At 66.6% G+C, this 18,424-nt stretch carries 18 protein-coding genes; 8 read left to right on the top strand and 10 right to left on the bottom strand.

Annotated elements, in window-relative coordinates; genetic code table 11:
- Position 1 precedes the first annotated feature (1 nt).
- Both lpqN and QQ25_RS25150 read right to left on the bottom strand, forming a co-directional pair.
- Complete coding sequence (gene lpqN / locus QQ25_RS25155) at positions 2 to 697, bottom strand: envelope biogenesis lipoprotein LpqN (RefSeq protein WP_039381636.1); 696 nt, start codon at positions 695 to 697, stop codon at positions 2 to 4.
- 140 nt (positions 698 to 837) lie between these two features.
- The gene (locus tag QQ25_RS25150) at positions 838 to 1,104 is read right to left on the bottom strand and encodes a hypothetical protein (protein ID WP_234711971.1); all 267 of its coding nucleotides are present in this window, start codon (positions 1,102 to 1,104) and stop codon (positions 838 to 840) included.
- Positions 1,105 to 1,258: 154 nt separating this feature from the next.
- Between QQ25_RS25150 and QQ25_RS25145 the strand changes: the two genes are divergently transcribed.
- Positions 1,259 to 1,948: a DUF5642 family protein gene (locus QQ25_RS25145; protein WP_052236066.1), complete on the top strand. Its 690-nt coding sequence runs from the start codon at positions 1,259 to 1,261 to the stop codon at positions 1,946 to 1,948.
- 47 nt (positions 1,949 to 1,995) lie between these two features.
- Entirely contained in the window at positions 1,996 to 2,670 is a 675-nt protein-coding gene (locus tag QQ25_RS25140; protein ID WP_039381634.1) for a DUF5642 family protein, read from the top strand.
- Between the two features lie 6 nt (positions 2,671 to 2,676).
- Here QQ25_RS25140 and QQ25_RS25135 read toward each other — a convergent pair whose 3' ends face one another.
- Together QQ25_RS25135 and soxR are read right to left on the bottom strand one after the other, a co-directional pair.
- Positions 2,677 to 3,273, bottom strand: coding sequence for an alpha-ketoglutarate-dependent dioxygenase AlkB (locus QQ25_RS25135; protein WP_039324342.1), 597 nt, complete (start codon positions 3,271 to 3,273; stop codon positions 2,677 to 2,679).
- 34 nt (positions 3,274 to 3,307) lie between these two features.
- The gene (soxR, locus tag QQ25_RS25130; RefSeq protein ID WP_039324341.1) at positions 3,308 to 3,739 is read right to left on the bottom strand and encodes a redox-sensitive transcriptional activator SoxR; all 432 of its coding nucleotides are present in this window, start codon (positions 3,737 to 3,739) and stop codon (positions 3,308 to 3,310) included.
- A gap of 33 nt (positions 3,740 to 3,772) precedes the next feature.
- Between soxR and arcA the strand changes: the two genes are divergently transcribed.
- Complete coding sequence (gene arcA, locus QQ25_RS25125; protein ID WP_409370976.1) at positions 3,773 to 4,981, top strand: arginine deiminase; 1,209 nt, start codon at positions 3,773 to 3,775, stop codon at positions 4,979 to 4,981.
- Between the two features lie 117 nt (positions 4,982 to 5,098).
- On the opposite strand, the gene QQ25_RS25120 is transcribed toward arcA, so the two are convergent.
- A complete protein-coding gene (locus tag QQ25_RS25120; RefSeq protein WP_039381632.1) occupies positions 5,099 to 6,649 on the bottom strand; it encodes a dolichyl-phosphate-mannose--protein mannosyltransferase in 1,551 nt (516 codons plus the stop codon).
- A 24-nt stretch (positions 6,650 to 6,673) separates the two neighbouring features.
- Here QQ25_RS25120 and rsmI point away from each other — a divergent pair, with 24 nt between their 5' ends.
- Positions 6,674 to 7,510, top strand: a complete 837-nt coding sequence (gene rsmI / locus QQ25_RS25115; protein WP_039381629.1) for a 16S rRNA (cytidine(1402)-2'-O)-methyltransferase — start codon at positions 6,674 to 6,676, stop codon at positions 7,508 to 7,510.
- A 62-nt stretch (positions 7,511 to 7,572) separates the two neighbouring features.
- Entirely contained in the window at positions 7,573 to 7,938 is a 366-nt protein-coding gene (locus QQ25_RS25110; protein ID WP_052236047.1) for a hypothetical protein, read from the top strand.
- On the opposite strand, the gene QQ25_RS25105 is transcribed toward QQ25_RS25110, so the two are convergent.
- A complete protein-coding gene (locus QQ25_RS25105) occupies positions 7,927 to 9,171 on the bottom strand; it encodes an aminodeoxychorismate synthase component I (protein WP_039381627.1) in 1,245 nt (414 codons plus the stop codon). The two genes, QQ25_RS25110 and QQ25_RS25105, sit on opposite strands and share 12 nt — an antisense overlap.
- A 191-nt stretch (positions 9,172 to 9,362) precedes the next feature.
- Here QQ25_RS25105 and QQ25_RS25100 point away from each other — a divergent pair, with 191 nt between their 5' ends.
- The 3 genes from QQ25_RS25100 to speB all read left to right on the top strand — a co-directional run bounded on the left by QQ25_RS25100 (position 9,363) and on the right by speB (position 13,299).
- Positions 9,363 to 10,664: an MFS transporter gene (locus tag QQ25_RS25100; protein WP_039381625.1), complete on the top strand. Its 1,302-nt coding sequence runs from the start codon at positions 9,363 to 9,365 to the stop codon at positions 10,662 to 10,664.
- Positions 10,665 to 10,738: 74 nt separating this feature from the next.
- Positions 10,739 to 12,316, top strand: a complete 1,578-nt coding sequence (locus QQ25_RS25095; RefSeq protein WP_157847850.1) for an amidohydrolase — start codon at positions 10,739 to 10,741, stop codon at positions 12,314 to 12,316.
- Positions 12,253 to 13,299, top strand: coding sequence for an agmatinase (speB, locus tag QQ25_RS25090; RefSeq protein ID WP_052236045.1), 1,047 nt, complete (start codon positions 12,253 to 12,255; stop codon positions 13,297 to 13,299). The genes QQ25_RS25095 and speB overlap by 64 nt, the downstream gene beginning before the upstream one ends.
- Here speB and QQ25_RS25085 read toward each other — a convergent pair.
- From QQ25_RS25085 to gdhA, 4 genes are all read right to left on the bottom strand, one after another.
- Positions 13,278 to 14,807, bottom strand: coding sequence for a PucR family transcriptional regulator (locus QQ25_RS25085; RefSeq protein WP_039381623.1), 1,530 nt, complete (start codon positions 14,805 to 14,807; stop codon positions 13,278 to 13,280). The genes speB and QQ25_RS25085 overlap by 22 nt on opposite strands.
- Before the next feature lie 39 nt (positions 14,808 to 14,846).
- Positions 14,847 to 15,764, bottom strand: coding sequence for an RNA polymerase sigma-70 factor (locus QQ25_RS25080; RefSeq protein WP_039324331.1), 918 nt, complete (start codon positions 15,762 to 15,764; stop codon positions 14,847 to 14,849).
- 1 nt (position 15,765) lies between these two features.
- Positions 15,766 to 16,956: an NAD(P)/FAD-dependent oxidoreductase gene (locus QQ25_RS25075; protein WP_039381621.1), complete on the bottom strand. Its 1,191-nt coding sequence runs from the start codon at positions 16,954 to 16,956 to the stop codon at positions 15,766 to 15,768.
- A gap of 118 nt (positions 16,957 to 17,074) precedes the next feature.
- Positions 17,075 to 18,424, bottom strand: a complete 1,350-nt coding sequence (gene gdhA / locus QQ25_RS25070) for an NADP-specific glutamate dehydrogenase (RefSeq protein ID WP_039324326.1) — start codon at positions 18,422 to 18,424, stop codon at positions 17,075 to 17,077.

The raw sequence follows: 18,424 nt of genomic DNA, 5'->3' as shown, positions 1-18,424 counted from the left end.
GCTACGGAGTGATGACCGTCTGCTCGTCGATCGTCGTGGTGGCATCCATCAGCGGGCCCATCTGGTCCTCGGTGCCGTCGGCGTTGAACTGCAACACGAACAACCCGTCGGGCGCGGGGATCACCACGGTCTTCTGCGCGATCAGCCGGGTGGCGCCGTCCTTCACGTACGTGCCGCCGATCTGATAGGCGTCGAATCCGCTCAGCTGGTCCGCGGACCCGTCGCCCTGGTTCTCGTAGCCGGGCAGGTTCCTGATCTCGTTCGGGGCGTACTCCAAGATCTTGGCCGGATCCACGTCGCCGGTCAGCTTGGACATCAGCGCGATGATGGACGGCGGATCTGCGGCGAACTCCGGATCGGTGGATACGATTGCGCTCCAAGCCCATTCGGGAGCAGACGCGGTCGCGTCCTGCCAACCTTCGGGCATCGGCAGATCCAACGTGGGGGTACCCGGATCGCCGCGGTGCACCGGCGTCTCGGTGATCTTGTTGTCCCGGATGTAGTCGACGATCGTGTACTTGTGCCCGGCAGCCGGAGCGTCCGTGCCATCGGGCGTGGTCGGTTCGGTGCTGGTCTCGCTGGCTGCGGTCGCCTCAGTCGCGGTGCCGGACACCGTCTTGCCGCCGCAGCCGGCCAGCATGACCCCGAGCGCCAAGGCGGCGGCGACGATTCCGCCGGCCCTCAGTGAGGTGGTCATCGGTCTCCAATCGATTGGACGCCCCGGTGAGGCGCAACTGATTTGCACGATAAACGCTTTCCTGCCCAATGGCTGGCAGAAGCCGCAGTCCTACCGCGCGATCTTTTGCACAGTGAAACGTTCGGACCCCATGGGTGCTCTCAGCAGTGTGCGGACAGGTATACGGTCCGTTCCAGGAACCGAGCCGGGCGCACCGACGAAACGGTGCACCGGTCGAGCGGAGCCGTGCCGGTCTGGTCGATCACGACGTCGTAACCCCGGCGTTCCAGTTCGTCCGCGGTGTCCTGTGCCGATCCGACCCCCGACGGCGCGGCCGGTGCGGCGGCGGGGAAGCCAAGGGCCATGGCCGACAGCGCACCGCCGGCCAACACAGCACCCGCCAACCCGTACACCGGTCGCGCCCCCATCGTCGCAAATCTCCTGCCGGTGGCAACCCGCCCCGCGGCGATTAAATTCCGCTGTATCGCAACACTTGTCGTGTTCTCGGCGGCAGAAATTCGGTTGACAACCAGCGCCGCTTCCGTTCTCGACAGCAAACCCGGGCTGTGGTATCAACACGCCGTGCGCCTTTTCGCCGTCCCGGCGGTCCTGCTGGTGTGCGCCCTGGCTTGCGGGGTGGCATGCGGGCCGCCGTCGGCACCGCAACCGGCGCCTGCGTCGTCGGCACCGCAGTCCACCGGCAACACCGTCACCGTCAATCCGGCCCGCATCGACCGGGTACGCCACGATCTGCCGCCCGGCTACGAGGTGGTGGCCATCGATCCGCTGGCGACCCCGGTGTCGCTGTGGGGTTTCGGTCCGAACTGGTCGGCCGACCCGGCCCACTGCGCGACGCCGGCTGCGCCCGACACCGAACCGGCCCGGGGTTGGTCGGCCTCCGGACCCGGCGGCATCGTCTATGCGGCCGTCGGCAAGCTGCGGGGTGCGCCCACCGAACCCCGCTCCGACGCTCCCTGCGAGCAGTGGAGCGTTTCGGGCGGCCATTCCATGGGGACGGTGACCACCGTCGCGGGCCCGGCGATCGAGGGCGCTGTGACCGCCGGAATGTCCACCGCTGTCACCACCGTCGTCGAAGGTGGCACGGAAACCCGATCTCACGCGGACACCTACACAGCTGATCTGAATGTCGAGGCCGGTGTCTATCACTTGTTCATCACCGTCGTCACCGATCCTGGATCGCCCAATCCAGCGCTCGACACCGAGTTCGTCACCGATCTACTCGTGAAAACGGTTTCGGCGTTACGCGGCTGAGTCGGTGGTGCCGGATATGTCGACGAGCCCAGGTATGTTGACGAGCGATGGAGAACCGCAACGTCTTGCTCGCCGCCGCCGGCGTCCTCGCCTGCGCCACCGCATTGGTCGCCTGTGGTCAATCGGACCAGTCGACTTCCGCCCACGCGGACATCGCCAACGTCGCCAAGGTGCGCTCAACGTTCGGCCCGGAGTTCAAGGTCACCGATGTGGCGCCGACCGGGATCGACCCGAAAATGCTGGCGCCGCACAAGATGCCGCCCGGGGTGAAGGTAGAACCCGCCGATTGTGCGAAGTTCGCCGAGGGGCAGTCATTGCCTGAGGGTCTGAAGGGCAACATGGCCGCCACGTCGGCCGAGGGAGCGGGCAACCGGTTCATCGTGCTGGCAGTGGAGACCTCCGAGCCGATCCCTCTGAACGACCCGGGCGACGCCTGTAAGCAGGTGAAATTCCTGGGCCCGGGGATCCGCGGGCAGGTGGACGTCGTCGAGGCCCCGCAGATCGAGGGCGCGCGCACCATCGGAACCCACCGCATCGTGCAGACCGCGGTGGGCGGCCAGGCGCGGACCGGCGAGCTGTACAACTACGTCGCCAGTTTCGACACGTTCATGGTGATCGTCACCGCCAACCCGCTGGTGGAGCCGGGCAAGCCGGTGTCACCGGTGGATGCCAAGCGGGCCCGCGAGCTGCTCAGCTCCGCAGTCGCCGACGTAAGGGCCTAGAAACCCTCAGCGCACGTCGTGCGGGCGAAACTGGATGCTGATCCGCGGACCCACCAGGCTGGTGGTCTTCGGTATCGAATGCTCCCAGGTGCGCTGACACGATCCGCCCATCACCAACAGGTCGCCGTGGCGGTGCTGTAGCCGAAGGGCGTGACCGCCGCCGCGGGGGCGCAACGCGAAAACCCTTGTCGCGCCGAGCCCGATGATGGCCACCATGGTGTCCTCGCTGCTGCTGCGCCCGATGGTGTCCCCGTGCCAGGCGACGCTGTCGTTGCCGTCGCGGTACAGGCACAGGCCCGCGGTGGTGAAGGGTTCACCGAGCTCGCCACCGAAGGTGTCGTTGAGCCTGCGCCGGATCTGTTTGAGCCTGGGGTGTGGCACCGGCTCGTCGATCAGGTGGTGAAAGCTGACCAGCCGCGGCACCGCCACCACCCGGTCATACATCTGGCGCTCCTCGGACCGCCACGGGATCCCGTCCATCAACTCTTCGAACAGCGAATCGGCGTCGGGCAGCCAGCCCGAGCGCAGCTCGACCCAGGCGCCGTTACCCAATCGACGACGTTCAGCGTGCTCGAACAGTGAGCCTTGCAACGCCAGCTCCATGCGCGCGAGTGTATCGCACAGGCGTTCGATTGCGTTAGAGACGGGAGGCGCCAGGTCCCTGCTCGGCGAGGACGTCGCCGGGATTGGTCAGCATGCACGTTTTGAGGCTCAGGCAGCCGCAGCCGATGCAGCCGGTGAGGTTGTCGCGCAACCGTTGTAGGTGCAGGATCCGGTCGTCGAGGTCCTGGCGCCACCCGGCGGAGAGCCGGCCCCAGTCCTTGCTGGTCGGTACCCGGTCGTCGGGCAGGCTGGCCAGTGCCTCACGGATCCGGGCCAACGGTATGCCCAGCCGCTGCGACATCCGGATGAACGCCACGCGGCGCAGGGTCTCGCGCGCGTAGCGGCGCTGGTTGCCGGTGGTGCGGCGGCTGGCGATCAAACCCTCGCGCTCGTAGAAGTGCAATGCCGACACTGCCACGCCGCTGCGCTGCGACATCTCGCCAGGAGTTAACTCGTGCGTCTCCATACACCTCAACCATAGTTGAGTTAACGTCATGGCGTGGAGACTGTGGCGTTCGGTTCCAATTCTGAGGTCGGCACACTGCGCGCCGCCATCCTGCACCGGCCGGGCCCCGAACTGCAGCGGCTCACGCCACGGAACAACGACGCCCTGCTGTTCGACGGGCTGCCGTGGGTGGCCAAGGCGCAACGGGAGCACGATGCCTTCGCCGACGTCCTGCGCTCACGCGGGGTGGAGGTGTTGCTGCTGGCCGATCTGCTGACCGAGGCGCTGGGGCACAGCGGGGCGGCCCGCATGCACGGTATCTCCGCCGCAGTCGACGCGCGACGCCTGGGTGTGCCACTGGCCCAGGAACTTTCGTCCTATCTGCGCACTCTTGCGCCCGCAGATCTGGCCCGCATCCTGATGGCGGGGATGACCTTCAACGAGGTGCCCTTCCACGGTGCCGAACTGTCCCTGGTGCGGCTCATGCACCATGGCGGCGATTTCGTGATCGAGCCGCTACCCAATCTGCTGTTCACCCGGGATTCGTCGTTCTGGATCGGCCCGAGAGTCGCCATCACGTCACTGGCACTGCCGGCCCGGGTCCGCGAGACCTCTCTGACCGATCTGATCTACGCCCACCATCCGCGGTTCCTCGGCGTCCGGCGCGCGTACGAGTCACGGTCGGCGCCCGTCGAGGGTGGCGACGTCTTGCTGCTCGGGCCCGGGGTGGTGGCGGTCGGAGTGGGGGAGCGCACCACGCCGGCCGGTGCCGAGGCCTTGGCGCGCAGTCTGTTCGACGACGACCTGGCCCACACCGTTCTGGCGGTGCCGATCCGGCAGGAGCGGGCACAGATGCACCTGGACACCGTGTGCACCATGGTCGACGTCGACGCGGTGGTGATGTATCCCAATGTCGTGCACTCGTTGTCGGCGTTCACGATTCATCGCACCGCGGCCGGGATCCGGATCGACGACGAAGTGCCCTTCGTGCTGGCTGCTGCCGACGCGATGGGGATCGAGCAACTGCGGGTGATCGACACCGGGCTCGACCCGGTTACTGCCGAACGGGAGCAATGGGACGACGGCAACAACACGCTGGCTCTGGCGCCGGGGGTGGTGGTGGCCTACGAACGCAACTCGGAAACCAACGCGCGGCTGGCTGATTCGGGTATCGAGGTGCTGCCGATCGAGGCTTCGGAGCTGGGTACGGGCCGCGGCGGGCCGCGCTGCATGTCGTGCCCGGCGGCACGGGATCTGCTCTAGCGCGTTTGATTTCGCCTCTTGCGCGGTTTTCTACAGCACGGTCGCGCCGGCATGCGATCTACAGCCCGTCGGTAGAAACCGGCAAGGCGAACGAGGCGACACAACCAGGGCTTGCGCCTAACGCCAACTGGGCAGCCAGATCTCCAGATTCCAGGTCGACTGCGAAATCGGGATGCCCGTCAGGACCGGGTACAGCCACGCGAAATTCGCGATCACCAGCGCCAGGTAGAAGCACACCACCAGCAGACCCAACGTTCGGCGCTCCGGGTTCTGTTTCGGCTTGTACAGAATGTCGCCGAGGATCAGTGCGATCGCGAGCACCAGGAACGGTGCCATCACGGTGGCGTAGAAGAAGTACATCTGCCGGTCGATGTCGAAGAACCACGGCAGGAAGCCGGCCGAGTACCCGACCAACACCACGCCGTAACGCCAGTCGCGCCGCACCACAGCCCGCCACAGGGCCCACCCCAGCACCGGGACCGCGACGAACCACATGGCCGGAGTGCCCACCAGCATCACGGCTTTGACGCAGGACTGCGCGCCGCACCCGGCCACATCGTGGTTGTCGATGGCATACAGCACGGGGCGCAACGACATCGGCCAGGTCCACGGCTTGGACTCCCACGGGTGGTGGTTGCCGTCGGCGTTGGTAAGCCCGGCGTGGAAACGGTATGCGGCGTAGGTGTAATGCCACAGCGAGCGCAGCGCATCGGGTAGCGGGATGATGCTGTTCTCGCCGATCGACTGGCCCGCCTCGTACCGGTTCACACCGGTCTCGGAGGCGAACCACGGCCCGTAGGACGCCAGGTAGACCGCGGCGGGGATGAACCCGAACACGTATGCGGCAGGCCACACATCGCGGCGCAGCATGCCCCGCCACGGTGCTTGCACGTGGTACTGCTTGCGGGCGATCGCGTCGAGCACCAATGTCATGACGCCGAAGAACGCCACGAAGTAAAGCCCGGACCACTTGGTGGCGCAGGCCAGACCGAGCAGCACCCCCGCACCGAATCGCCACCACCGCACGCCCAGTCGGGGGCCCCACGGGGTCTCCGCGATGCGGCCCTCCATGAATACGTTGTGCATGCGCCGTCGGACGTCGTCGCGGTCCACCATCAGGCAGGCGAACGCCGCCACCACGAACACCACCAGGAACACGTCGAGCAGCGCCGTGCGGGCCGAGACGAAGCTGACCCCGTCGGCGATCATCAGCAGCCCGGCGATACCGCCGACGAGGGTGGAGCGGCTGAGGCGGCGTGCGATCCGCACCACCAGCATCACGATCACCACACCGCAGAGGGCCCCGGAGAACCGCCAGCCCAGCCCGTTGTAGCCGAACAGTGCCTCGCCGATCGAGATCAGCTGTTTGCCCACCGGCGGATGCACCACGAGCCCGTAGCCCGGGTTGTCCTCGACCCCGTGGTTGTGCAACATCTGCCAGGCCTGCGGCGCGTAGTGCTTCTCGTCGAAGACCGGCGTGCCGGCATCGGTCGGCGAGCCCAGATTCAGGAACCGGCTTATCGCGGCCAGTGCGGTGATGATTGCCGTCATCATCCAGCCCTGCAGCCGGTCCGTCGGCCCGAAATCCGTGGCCGGGATCAGCGGTGCGGGGCTGATCAACGGGACCGAGCGACCTGCCGTCGGTGATTCGGTGGCGGTGGCGGTCACGCAAGCGATCGTAGGCTGTCGGTCGTGACACCCGGCAAACTACTGATCGGCGCCACGCCGCTGGGCCGGCCCGACGACGCCTCGGCGCGGCTGGTCGAGGCGCTCAAGACGGCCGACATCGTGGCGGCCGAAGACACCCGGCGCATTCGTGGCCTGGCCCAGTCGCTGGGCGTGCAGCCGGCGGGCCGGATCCTGAGCTTCTTCGACCAGAACGAGGCAGGACGCGTGCCCGGTCTGGTCGAGGAGATCGCGGCGGGCGCGACGGTGCTCGTGGTGAGCGACGCGGGCATGCCGTTGATCAACGACCCTGGTTACCGTCTGGTGGCGGCGTGCGCCGAGGCGGGCCTGCCGGTGTCCTGCCTACCGGGCCCCAGCGCGGTGACGACGGCGCTGGCGGTGTCCGGGCTGGCCTCCGACCGGTTCTGCTTCGAGGGCTTCGCCCCGCGCAAACACGCCGCCCGGCTGGCCTGGCTGCGGACCCTGGCCGCCGAACCGCGCACCACTGTGTTCTTCGAGTCCCCGCGCCGGCTGGCCGAGACGCTGCGCGACGCTGTCGAGGTGCTGGGCCCCGCGCGGCGCGCCGTGGTGTGCCGCGAGTTGACCAAGACCCACGAGGAGATCCGCCGCGGCAGCCTGGGCGAGCTCGCGGAGTGGGCGGCCGACGGTGTGCTGGGGGAGATCACGGTGGTCTTGGCCGGCGGCACTCTGACGGTCGAATTGCCCGCGCTGGTGGCCGAGGTCGAGGAGTTGGTGACCGACGGGATCCGGGTCAAGGATGCTTGCGCACAGGTGATCGCCGCGAACCCGGGCGCCCCGTCCCGGCGCGAGCTCTACGACGCGGTGCTGCGGGCTCGGGACTGAAGCCCGTTGGCGGTCGCAGATTGGTGCGTCTGACGCTCCGATGCTGCGGTTAGGGTGGCGACATGGGTCCGGATTTCTCGATGGTCGATTCCACGGAAAAGGCCGAGCAGCTTTGTGCGCAGGGACAATTGGAGCGGATGTTCCTCATGCCGGCCGAATTCGGCGGGCATGATCACGTTCAGAACGTGGTGTACTGCCCGGTCGGCTCGGCGGCGGCGAAGGCGGATGTCGATCTCAACATCGTCGCTTCCCTCATCCGAGAGGGGAAGGTTCAGGCGTACTCGGCTGTGCCCATCTATGAAGGCAACAGCTTCGTGCCCGTCGCCGTCGATATCTCCGCCTGGCATCCCGAGTCCCCGGACACGGGCGCGTTCAACGCGCGGGTCGCGATGTGGGGATCGGCTCTCCTGCCCGACTCAGCCCCCTGACGACAGCTGCTGTCTCTGACCGGACAACTCGACGATCGACGCTGACTTGTGCAGGCATTCTTCCCATTCCGCGTCGACGTCGGAATCGGCCGTGATGCCCCCGCCCACGCCGAGCACCGCCGAGCCATCGGCGCCGAACTCCACGGTGCGGATCGCCACGTTGAGCTCGCACCCCGCCACGGGTGAGGCCAAACCTACTGTGCCACAATAGACTCCGCGCTGCGCCGGTTCCCATTGCTGCAGCAGCCGGCGGGCCCGTTGCTTCGGTGTGCCGGTCACCGAGGCCGGCGGGAAGGTGGCCTCCAGCAGTGCGCTCATCGGCACATCCGTGGGCACGTCGGCGGTGACGGTCGAGACCAGATGCCAGACACCGGGCGCCGGATGCACCGCGAGCAGTTCGGGCACCGTCACGCTGCCCGTGGTCGCCACCCGCCCCAGGTCGTTGCGGACCAGGTCGACGATCATGATGTTCTCGGCGACATCCTTGACCGAGGAAAGTAGATCGGCCGGATCGGCAGTGCGGGGCAGCGTGCCCTTGATCGGGCTGGAGACAACTGCGGAGCCCGCACGGCGCAGGAACAGCTCGGGGGACAGCGAGGCCACCGCGCCCCAGTCCCCGGCGACGTACGCGGCCCGCGACGGTGCGGTCCGGGCCACCGCTTCGGTGAAGAAATCGATCGGCTCGCCGTCGATGTGGCCGGTGAACCTGGTGCACACGCAGGCCTGGTACACCTCGCCCGCCGCGATGGCCTCCAGGCAGGCCAGCACGCCGCGACGGTGATCGTCGCGATCGGGGGCCACCCAGGTAAGGGTGCAGGCGCGCGGCTCAATGGGCTCCAACTCTCGGAGCCAGGTGGGAAGCGCTGCGCCACTGAGGCTTTCGAACCACCAGAGCCCGCCGTCGTCCTGGCGCAGCACACAGTCCGACCAACCGCCGGCCGCCACCGGGATGCGGGGCGGTGCGCTGTCGGCACCTGGATCCGGGTAACAGAGGTAGCCGAACCATCCGCCACCCACGCTGCCGGGCGGGCCCGAATCGTCTTGCGGTACCTCGAACGCCGCTTCGTATGGCACTGGAGTAATGGAAACCGAGGGCGCGATGATTGCGCGCGAGCCGAACCATTCGCCGATCACTGCGGCCGGCGGCGCGAGGCCCGCAGTCCGGGCCGCCGCGGCGACACCGCGCAGCACCGCCGGGGCATCCCCCAGAGCGCCGAGCCGCTCGATCCGCATGGAGCTAGCTTGCTTCCTCCCGCGAGCAGACACAAAGCGCGTCGCGCCGATCCGCTGGCCAATTGTCTATCTGCTGGTCTGAAAGTAGACGAATGTCGGGTTGTGCGCGTATTCGTCGGCTTTTAGCGTGATGCGGAACACACCCGGCGGCGTCGTGAGTTCCGACAGCCTTCATTAGTAAGGAATTGCCTGTGACGAAAGAGTCTGTCCCAGCGGCTCGGCCACGCCGGGCGGCGCTCGCCGCGCTCGCTGGAACCAGCATCGAGTGGTACGACTTCTTCATCTATGCGACCGCCGCTGCACTGGTCTTTCGTGAGGTCTTCTTCCCGCCCGACATGGACCCGGTCCTCGGCACCATCGTCGCTTTCGGCACAACGTCTTTCGGCTACCTGGGCCGGCCGATCGGCGCGTTGATCTTCGGCCACCTCGGTGACCGTTACGGTCGCAAACCGGTCCTGATCGCCACGCTGCTGCTGATGGGGATGGGAACAGTGGGGATCGGCCTGCTGCCCTCGTATGAGTCGGTCGGCCCGATCGCGCCGCTGCTGCTGATCATTCTGCGTCTTTTTCAGGGCGTGGCGATGGGCGGTGAATGGGGTGGCGCGGCGTTGCTGGCGATCGAACATGCGCCCGCTGATCGACGTGCGTTCTTCGGGTCATTCGCTCAACTCGGCTCATCGGTCGGGGCAACGTTGTCCGCTGCGGTGTTCGCCGTTTCGGAACACATCGGCGGAGGCCTCGCGGCGGGATCTTGGCGGATACCTTTCTTGGGGTCTGCGGTGCTCGTCGTTGTCGGACTCATCGTCCGCTTGGTGGTCGGCGAATCCCCGGAGTTCGCCCGTGCCCGCGACGCTGCGCAACTGTCCGCTGCACCGGTGCGGGAAGTGTTCCGGGCGCCGCGTCCGCTGCTCATTGGTATCGGAGCCATGCTCGTCGCCACCGGCGGGTACTACGTGACCTCGTCGTTCTTTCTCTCCTATGCATCGGAAGAGGCCGGCGTTCCCGTCGAGTTGTTGCTCAACGCCCTCATCATCGGCGGCTTGTTCGAGATGCTGTTCGTACCGTTCGCGGGCTGGCTCGGCGATAAATGGCAACCGCGCTACGTGGTGGTCGTCGGCCTTATCGGCATCGCGGTGATCAGTGTGCCGCTATACCTTCTGGCGCACACCGGATCATTCCTGGTGATCACCTTCATGCTCGTGGTCACCGCTCTGTTCACCGGCTTCAACTACGGGCCGATCGCGGCGGTGCTCGCCGGCATCTTCCCTGTGCGTGTCCGTTACACCGGAACGTCGCTGGCCTATCAGGGCGCCGCGTTGACCGCCGGCGCGCTGACCCCGATCGTGCTGCCCACCCTGCTCGGAATGTCAAGCGGCTCACCGGGGCTCATTTTCGCCTACCTGGCGGTGCTCTGCATCGGTGCTGCCGGCTGCGTGTTGGCGACTCGTCAGCTCACCGCCGACGTCGAACCACTGGAGGAAGCTGTCAAATGACAACCGATCTGGACGAAGTACTGATCGTCGGCGGTGCGATCCGCCCTCACGCCGGCGGGGAGGCAGTGTCCTCGATGCTCTTGCGCGGTGAGCGCATCGTTTCCGTCGGCACGGAGGCTGACTGCCGGTCCCGTGCCGTCGGCCGGTTCGAGGTCGTCGACATTGTGGGCGGCACAGTGCTTCCGGGTTTCGTGGATGCCCACTGCCACCCGCTGATGTATGGGCAATTCGATTCGTGGGTCGACTGCGGGTGGGAGGCGGCCCCGGCGATCGATAACGTTGTCGCGTCGCTTACCGCCAGGGCGCGTACCGGATCGGGACCCGTGCGGGGCAAAGGCTTTCATCACGGCAACGTGACCGAACGGCGCCTGCTCACCCGGCACGATCTCGATCGTGTCGCTCAAGATCGCGAAGTTCTGGTGTTCCATTCGAGCGGACACGGCGCCATGGTCAACAGTTGGACCTTGGAAGCGATGGGCGTGACCGCCGATACCGCCGATCCGGCGGGCGGACACTTCGGCCGTGAGGCCGACGGAACGCCCGACGGCACTGTATGGGATTCGGCTGCCGACTGGCTCACCGGCCGGTATGGCGTGAAGATCACGAACAATGGCCCCAACTTTCACCTACCTGACGAGCCGATGGCACTCGACGAGCAACTGCGCGCGGCACAGGTGCAGATGCATGCCCGAGGAATCACGACGATCGTGGATGCTCAAGTGACCTCGCGCGAACTCAGCGCTTATCTGCGCGCGAAACAGGCCGGCACATTGACGATGCGTGCCGAAATGCTCGTCATCTCAAGCCTGATCGATTCGCTGGAGGCACTCGGCCTCTGCGGACGGTTCGGCGACGACCAACTGGCTATCGCTGGTGTCAAACTCTATGCGGACGGGGCGCTCACAGCCGGCACTGCTCGTTTCTCCGAGCCATATTGCTGCAGCGTCAATGACTTTGGCTACCTCTACCACCCGAAGGGGGAGCTCGCCGAGATGATCGCCCGCGTGACCGCACTGGGCCTTCAGGCTGCGACGCACGCCCAGGGGGATGCCGCCATCCAGTTGGTGCTCGACGCACACGATGGGCTGGCGCGGCCGGGCGCGTTGAGCGGCCTGCGGCATCGGATCGAGCACTTCGGTGGACCCACGGAGGCCCAGGTGCGGCAATGTCGTGATCTGGGCCTGTGGCCGATCACGCAGCCGCAGTATCTGTTGCGCTACGGCGACGAGTTGATCGGCGTACTCGGCGACCGTGCGCAGCGTGTGACGCCGCTCGGTGAAATCCGGGATGCAGGCGCGCCGGTGGTGCTGTCTTCGGATGCGCCGGTGTGCCCACCGCACCCTTTGGAAGCTGTCGCCGCGGCGGTTCAACGCCGAACCCTGTCTGGACAGCGTCTAGGTTCAGAAGCCCTGCGGCTCACCGTGGCTCAAGCGTTACGAGCCCATACCTTTACGGCAGCCGCCTCGGCTCATCGCGAAGAGGCCATCGGTTCACTGGAGGAGGGCAAGCTGGCCGACTTCGTCGTACTTGCCTCCGATCCGCTGACCGCCGAGGTCGATGATGTCGTCGACATTGAGGTCGAGCAGACATGGGTGGGTGGGCGCCGAGTATTCGACCGCGAAAACCCAATCACGAAAGGACATGCAGCGTGACCACAATCATCGGCCAGACCGATGGTCAGCGTTCCCCGCGTTACGCGGGCCTGACGACCTTCGCACGCCTGCCTCGCATCGAGGACGTCGACACCTGGGACATCGCAGTGGTGGGTGTGCCTTTCGACTCGGGTGTGACATTCCGTCCTGGCGCGCGTTTCGGGCCGTCGGCCATCCGCGAAGCGTCCCGCCTGTTGCGGCCCTACAACCCGGCGATCGGCCTCGCACCCTTCAACGTGGCGCAGGTCGTGGATGCCGGTGATATCGACGCCAATCCGTTCAGCATCGCCGAGGCTCTGGACAGTATGCAGAGCGGGTTCACGCGTCTCATGGACGGCGGACGGCCTGTGGTTACGCTCGGCGGTGACCACACTGTCGCATTGCCGGCGCTGCGGGCAGCACACGCGTTACACGGTCCGGTCGCGCTGGTCCATTTCGATGCGCACCTGGATACGTGGGATACCTATTTCGGAGAGCCCGTCACCCACGGCTCGCCGTTCCGGCGCGCGTCCGAGGAAGGGCTCATCCGTAAGGATCGCTCAGCCCATGTGGGCATTCGCGGTTCCCTGTACGACGAGTCAGATTTCCTCGACGACGAACGGTTGGGGTTCACGATCGTTCACTGCCGCGACATCGACTCGTTGAGTATCGACGGTGTGCTCTCGAGGGTGCGCGAACGTGTAGGCGATGCGCCGCTGTACATTTCGGTGGACATCGACGTCCTGGACCCATCGATGGCACCTGGCACCGGCACCCCAGAGGCCGGCGGCATGACCAGCCGCGAGCTTCTCGGCGTGATCCGAGGGCTTCGCGATCTGCCGATCGTGGCCGCCGACATCGTCGAGGTATCGCCCGCATACGACCACGCCGCCATTACGTCCGTGGCCGCCGCCAACCTGGCGTACGAGTTCGTCAGCATCATGGCCTCGCAGCACTCTCGGAAGGGGCGTGACGACGGCCGTCAGTCGTCCGTCATCAGCTGAACCGCCGCCCAGAGTTCGAGGCGATCACGCAGCAGGTCGAGGTCGAGGTCGAGCAGTCGGCCCGACAACTGGATCCGATTCCGCAGTGTGTGCCGATGGATGCCGAGTTCGCGCGCCGTGGTATCCCAGGCGCAATCGTTCTGCACCCAGACACGCACGGTGGTCAGCAAGTCGGCGCCCTTTTCGACGTCGTGTGCGTGCAGTACGCCCAGGATTCCGCGCGCGACAGTGCCCATCTGTTCGCGCTGCAGTAGCCCCAGTATGCCGCGGTCGCGGAATTCTTCGAAGGTCGCGCTGGCTTGGCCGCTCGCGACCGCGTGACGCAGAGCACGTTCCGCCTCGGCAACGCCGCGGGACAGCGTCTCAAACGAGACGTCTGATGACGTTCCAACCGGAATAGCATGGCGGACAAGCAACCTCATGAGATTGTTCGACTTCGCCACCTGGGTGAGCACGATGATGCGATCGCCTCGCTGGGTGTAGAAGATCTGTCCACGGCTTTCCTCTGTCTCATGGTCGAGTGCGTCCAAGAGGAAGTCGCTGTGGTCCGGCTTCTGTGCGACCAGCACCGCCAATGGTTCGGTGGGCAGTCCGCCCCATACCGACTTCGCGGTACGGGTGGCGAGCGCCCGGTCGCCCTTCAACAATTGCTCGAACAGACCTGCCCGCAGATGGTGGTGTGCCTTCTCGAGCGCCCGGTTCTGCGACAGTGCCAGGCCGGCGAGCGCGATCACGCTGTTGACCAAGTCGGCGGCGGCCGGATCGGACCACTCGAGCCCGCCGAGAACCAACACGCCATCGAGCCGCTTCCCGTGGCCGATTGTCTGGATGGTGTACACCCGCTCACCGATCGTCACATGAGACGCTGACCGCACACCCCGCTCGAGAATGGTCCGCACCGCTTCACGGATCTCGTTGTCCAGGTCGGTGATCGGCGGGTCGCTGGGAGAGCGGATGCGTGCACCCACCGCATCGAACAGCAGCGCCGAACACTGCAACTGGTTCTCCAGTTCGGCCAAGATGGACGAAAGGCCGTCGGGTCGCATAGCGGCCCGCGCGATCGCTCGTTGTGCATCGAGAGACCACCGGATTCGGGCGTTCTGCTCGTGGGCCAGCTCGTCGGCCACATACCGGGCGAACGCCAGGAACGGGGTGAGGTCGGTGATCAGGAACAACGGCAGCCCGTGCCGGCGGCACGCCGTCTCGAGCTCAGGCGGCAGGCTGTGGTGGACCACGGAGATGCCGAACCCCAGGCCAACGATGCCGTTCTGCCGAAGTCGGGCGACGTATGAGTCGTAGCGGTCCCGATCGTCTGATCCAGCTGCGAACTGGGTGCCATCCGTCAGCAGCAGGTGGCCGGCATCGAGGAACGGTGTCGGGTCCGCCAATTCGGAGCTGTGCACCCACAGAACAGGCTGGTCGATCGACGACTCCGCGTCGTCGGCGCCGACGATGAGCTCAGTACTGGTATTCCAATGCTTCAGCAGGCTCCGGATGGTGACGGGCACCCCGTGACAGTACGACGCGCAGAGCCTGCTGGCGAAGTGTCAGCGGCTGATCACCCGCGGGATGTCGATGCCGGTCAACTTGTCCGGATTGCGCATCGCGTAGAAGTGGGTGATCTTGCCGTCGACGACCTCGACGGTGATGACACCTTCGAAGCTGTCGTCGAGGTACAGCTTGAACGCAGGGGCGTTGTTGTACGTCGTGGGCTCGAAGCGGCCGCCTGAGGCGGTGAACCGCATCAGCCCGATGACGAGCTTGGCCACCGACTGGGCCCCCGTCACCGGCCTGCGGGCGGCGCTGCGCTTGCCGTCGCTGTCGGCGGTCCACACCACGTCAGGTGCCAGCAGTTCCAGCAGCACGTTCACGTCGCCGGTGGTTGCGGCCGCGAAGAACCGCTCGGTGATCCGGGTGGACTCGGCAGGGTCGACGGGCTCGAAACGCTTACGCCGGGACTGCACGTGATTGCGGGCCCGGTGCGCCATCTGACGCACCGCGCTCGCGGATTTGTCGATCGCCGAAGCGATCTCGTCGTGACTGAACCCGAACACCTCGCGCAGCACGAACACCGCGCGCTCATCGGGCGTCAGCGTCTCGAGCACCACCAGCATGGCCATCGAGACCGACTCGGCCAGAACCACATCAGCCGACGGGTCGCCGATATTGTCGGTGGCCAGCAGCAGAGGTTCGGGCAGCCACGGACCCACATAATCCTCACGCCGCCGGGATTCGGCCCGCAGCGCATTGAGGGCCTGGCGGGTGACCAGCTTGGCCAGGTAGGCCTTGGTGTCGGTCACGGTCGCCAGGTCGACCTCGGCCCAGCGCAGGTAACTCTCCTGCAGCACGTCGTCGGATTCCGTTGCCGATCCGAGGATCTCGTACGCGATGGTGAACAACAGCGGCCGCAGCAGCGTGAATCGTTCGGCGTGTTCGTTCGAGTTACCTGCACTGGGGTTGGACATGTCAGACCAAGCTTTCCTTGCTTGCTTCGGCGAGTTGACGGGCGCGGTTGTCACCCTTGAACCAGAAGTAGGACCCCGGCTTGACGCCCTCCTTGCGCAGGAACGTCAAGGTCGCGCGGCACACCTGCTCCTTGAAGTAGGCGGCCGTACGCCCGCCGATGAAGACGCGGCGCGGGCTGTCGTCGGAGTGGCACAGCTGCACGGTTCCGTAGGTCCGCCCGACGCTGACGCACTGTCCGGCGAAGGCCTGGTTGATGACCTTGGGTTCGGCGCCGGCGATGCGCGCCAGCACGGTGTTGGCGGCCTGGACTCCCATCGGGCCTGCCGACTGGCAGCTCATCCGCAGCGGAATCCCCGACGGTGAGGCCGCGTCGCCGGCGGCGACGATGCACGCGTCGTCGATGCTGGTGAGGGTTTCATCGGTGAGCAACCGTCCCAGCTCGTCGGTGCGCAGCCCGCTGGCCGCGGCCAGCCCGGGAACCCCGAACCCGGTGGTCCAGACGGTTACCGCACTGGGCAGGCGGTTGCCGTCGGCCAGGGTGATGGCGTCGGCTTCGACCCCGGTCACCAGGATCTCGGGCCCGTCGACGATCGAGACGCCGAGCTTGGTGAGCGCCTTGACGATCGAGCGCCGGGCACCGGCGCCCAGGGACGCGCCGACCACATCGGTGACCAGGGTGACCGAGCGGCCCGCTTCGGCGAACTCGCCCGCGGCCTCGATCCCGGTGAGGCCGCCGCCGACGACGACCACGGGCGCTGACATCGGGACGTCCTGCAGACGGGCGTGCAGGCGTTGAGCGTGCTCGAATTCTGAAAGCGGGTAAGCGAATTCGGCAGCGCCCGGTACCGAGGCGGGCACGCCGGCAGTGCTGCCGACGGCGTAGACCAGGTAGTCGTAATCGAGCACCTCGCCGGAGGTCAGCTGCACCTGACGGATCTCGGCGTCGATGTATTCGGCGCCGTCGACCAGCAGCCGTACCCCGCCGCCCAGCAGTTCGTCGTATGCAGCGGTGGCGCTGTGGTTTCCGGCGGCCATCTGGTGCAGCCGGATCCGTTCGACGAACTCGGGCCGCGGATTGACCAGCATGACAGCCACTCCGGGAGTCCCCTGCAGACGATTGGCCGCCAGCACCCCGGCGTAACCTCCGCCGATCACGATCACCCGGGTGTTCCGCGCAGTTTGTTCGGTCATGGGAGCGTCTCCTGTTCTCAAAGGCTTGTGCCCTCAAGACACCGCGCATGCCGGGTTTGTGACAGCCGCCCCGATTATGTGACCCACATCACCATGGGGTGATCGCTAGGCGGAGCCCTTAAACCAAGCCCAGGGCCAGCATCGCGTCGGCCACCCGGATGAACCCGGCGATGTTGGCGCCGGCGACGTAGTTGCCCGGCTGCCCGTACTCGTCGGCGGTGCTCAGGCAGCGGTCGTGGATGCGCCGCATGATCTCGGCCAGTCGCGCTTCGGTGTCGTCGAAGGTCCACGAGTCGCGCGAGGCGTTCTGCTGCATCTCCAGCGCACTGGTGGCCACGCCGCCGGCGTTGGCGGCCTTGCCGGGCGCGAATTTCACCCCGGCTTCCTCGAAGAGTTTCACCGCCTCGGGGGTGCACGGCATGTTGGCGCCCTCGGCGACGATCTGGCAGCCGGACTTGATCAGCGCCGTCGCGTCGGCGCCGGCAAGCTCGTTCTGCGTGGCGCAGGGCAGCGCGATGTCACACGGCACCTCCCACACACTGCGGCCGGTGACCACCTCGGCCGCGCCGCCGCGGGCCTCGGCGTAGTCCTCGATGCGGCCCCGGCGCAGTTCCTTGACCTCCTTGAGCAGGTCGAGGTCGATGCCCTTGTCGTCGCGCACGTAGCCGCCCGAGTCCGAACAGGCCACGACGGTGCCGCCCAGAGCGTGCACCTTTTCGATCGCGTAGATGGCCACGTTGCCCGAACCGGACACCACCACCTGCTTGCCGTCGAAGGACTGCCCGCTGGACCGCAGTATCTCGTCGACGAAGAACACCGTGCCGTATCCGGTGGCCTCGGTGCGGACCTGTGACCCGCCCCAGGTGAGACCTTTGCCGGTGAGCACGCCGGACTCATAGCGGTTGGTGATCCGCTTGTATTGGCCGAAGAGGTAACCGATTTCGCGCATACCGACGCCGATGTCGCCGGCAGGCACATCGGTGTACTCGCCGATGTGGCGATAGAGCTCGGTCATGAACGACTGGCAGAACCGCATGATCTCGGCATCGGAGCGGCCCTTGGGGTCGAAGTCCGAACCGCCCTTGCCGCCGCCGATCGGTAGACCGGTCAGCGAGTTCTTGAAGATCTGCTCGAAGCCGAGGAACTTCACGATGCCGAGGTAGACCGACGGGTGGAAGCGCAGACCGCCCTTGAACGGTCCGAGCGCCGAGTTGAACTCGACGCGGAAGCCGCGGTTGATCTGTGCCGTGCCGGAATCGTCATGCCAGGGCACCCGGAAGATGATCTGGCGTTCGGGCTCGCACAGCCGGCGGATGATGGCGCCGTCGGCGTATTCGGGATGCTTGGCCACCACGGGTCCCAGGCTGGTCAGCACCTCGTAGACGGCCTGGTGGAACTCCTGCTCGCCGGCGTTGCGTTGCCCCACTTCCTCGTAGATCGCCTGAAGTTTCTCGTGTAGTCCGGCCAT

Origin of the sequence: Mycolicibacterium setense (assembly GCF_000805385.1) — a bacterium.
GTDB lineage: Bacteria > Actinomycetota > Actinomycetes > Mycobacteriales > Mycobacteriaceae > Mycobacterium > Mycobacterium setense.
Note: the sequence above shows the minus strand (reverse complement) of the source record. Positions and strands in the feature narration are given on the sequence as shown.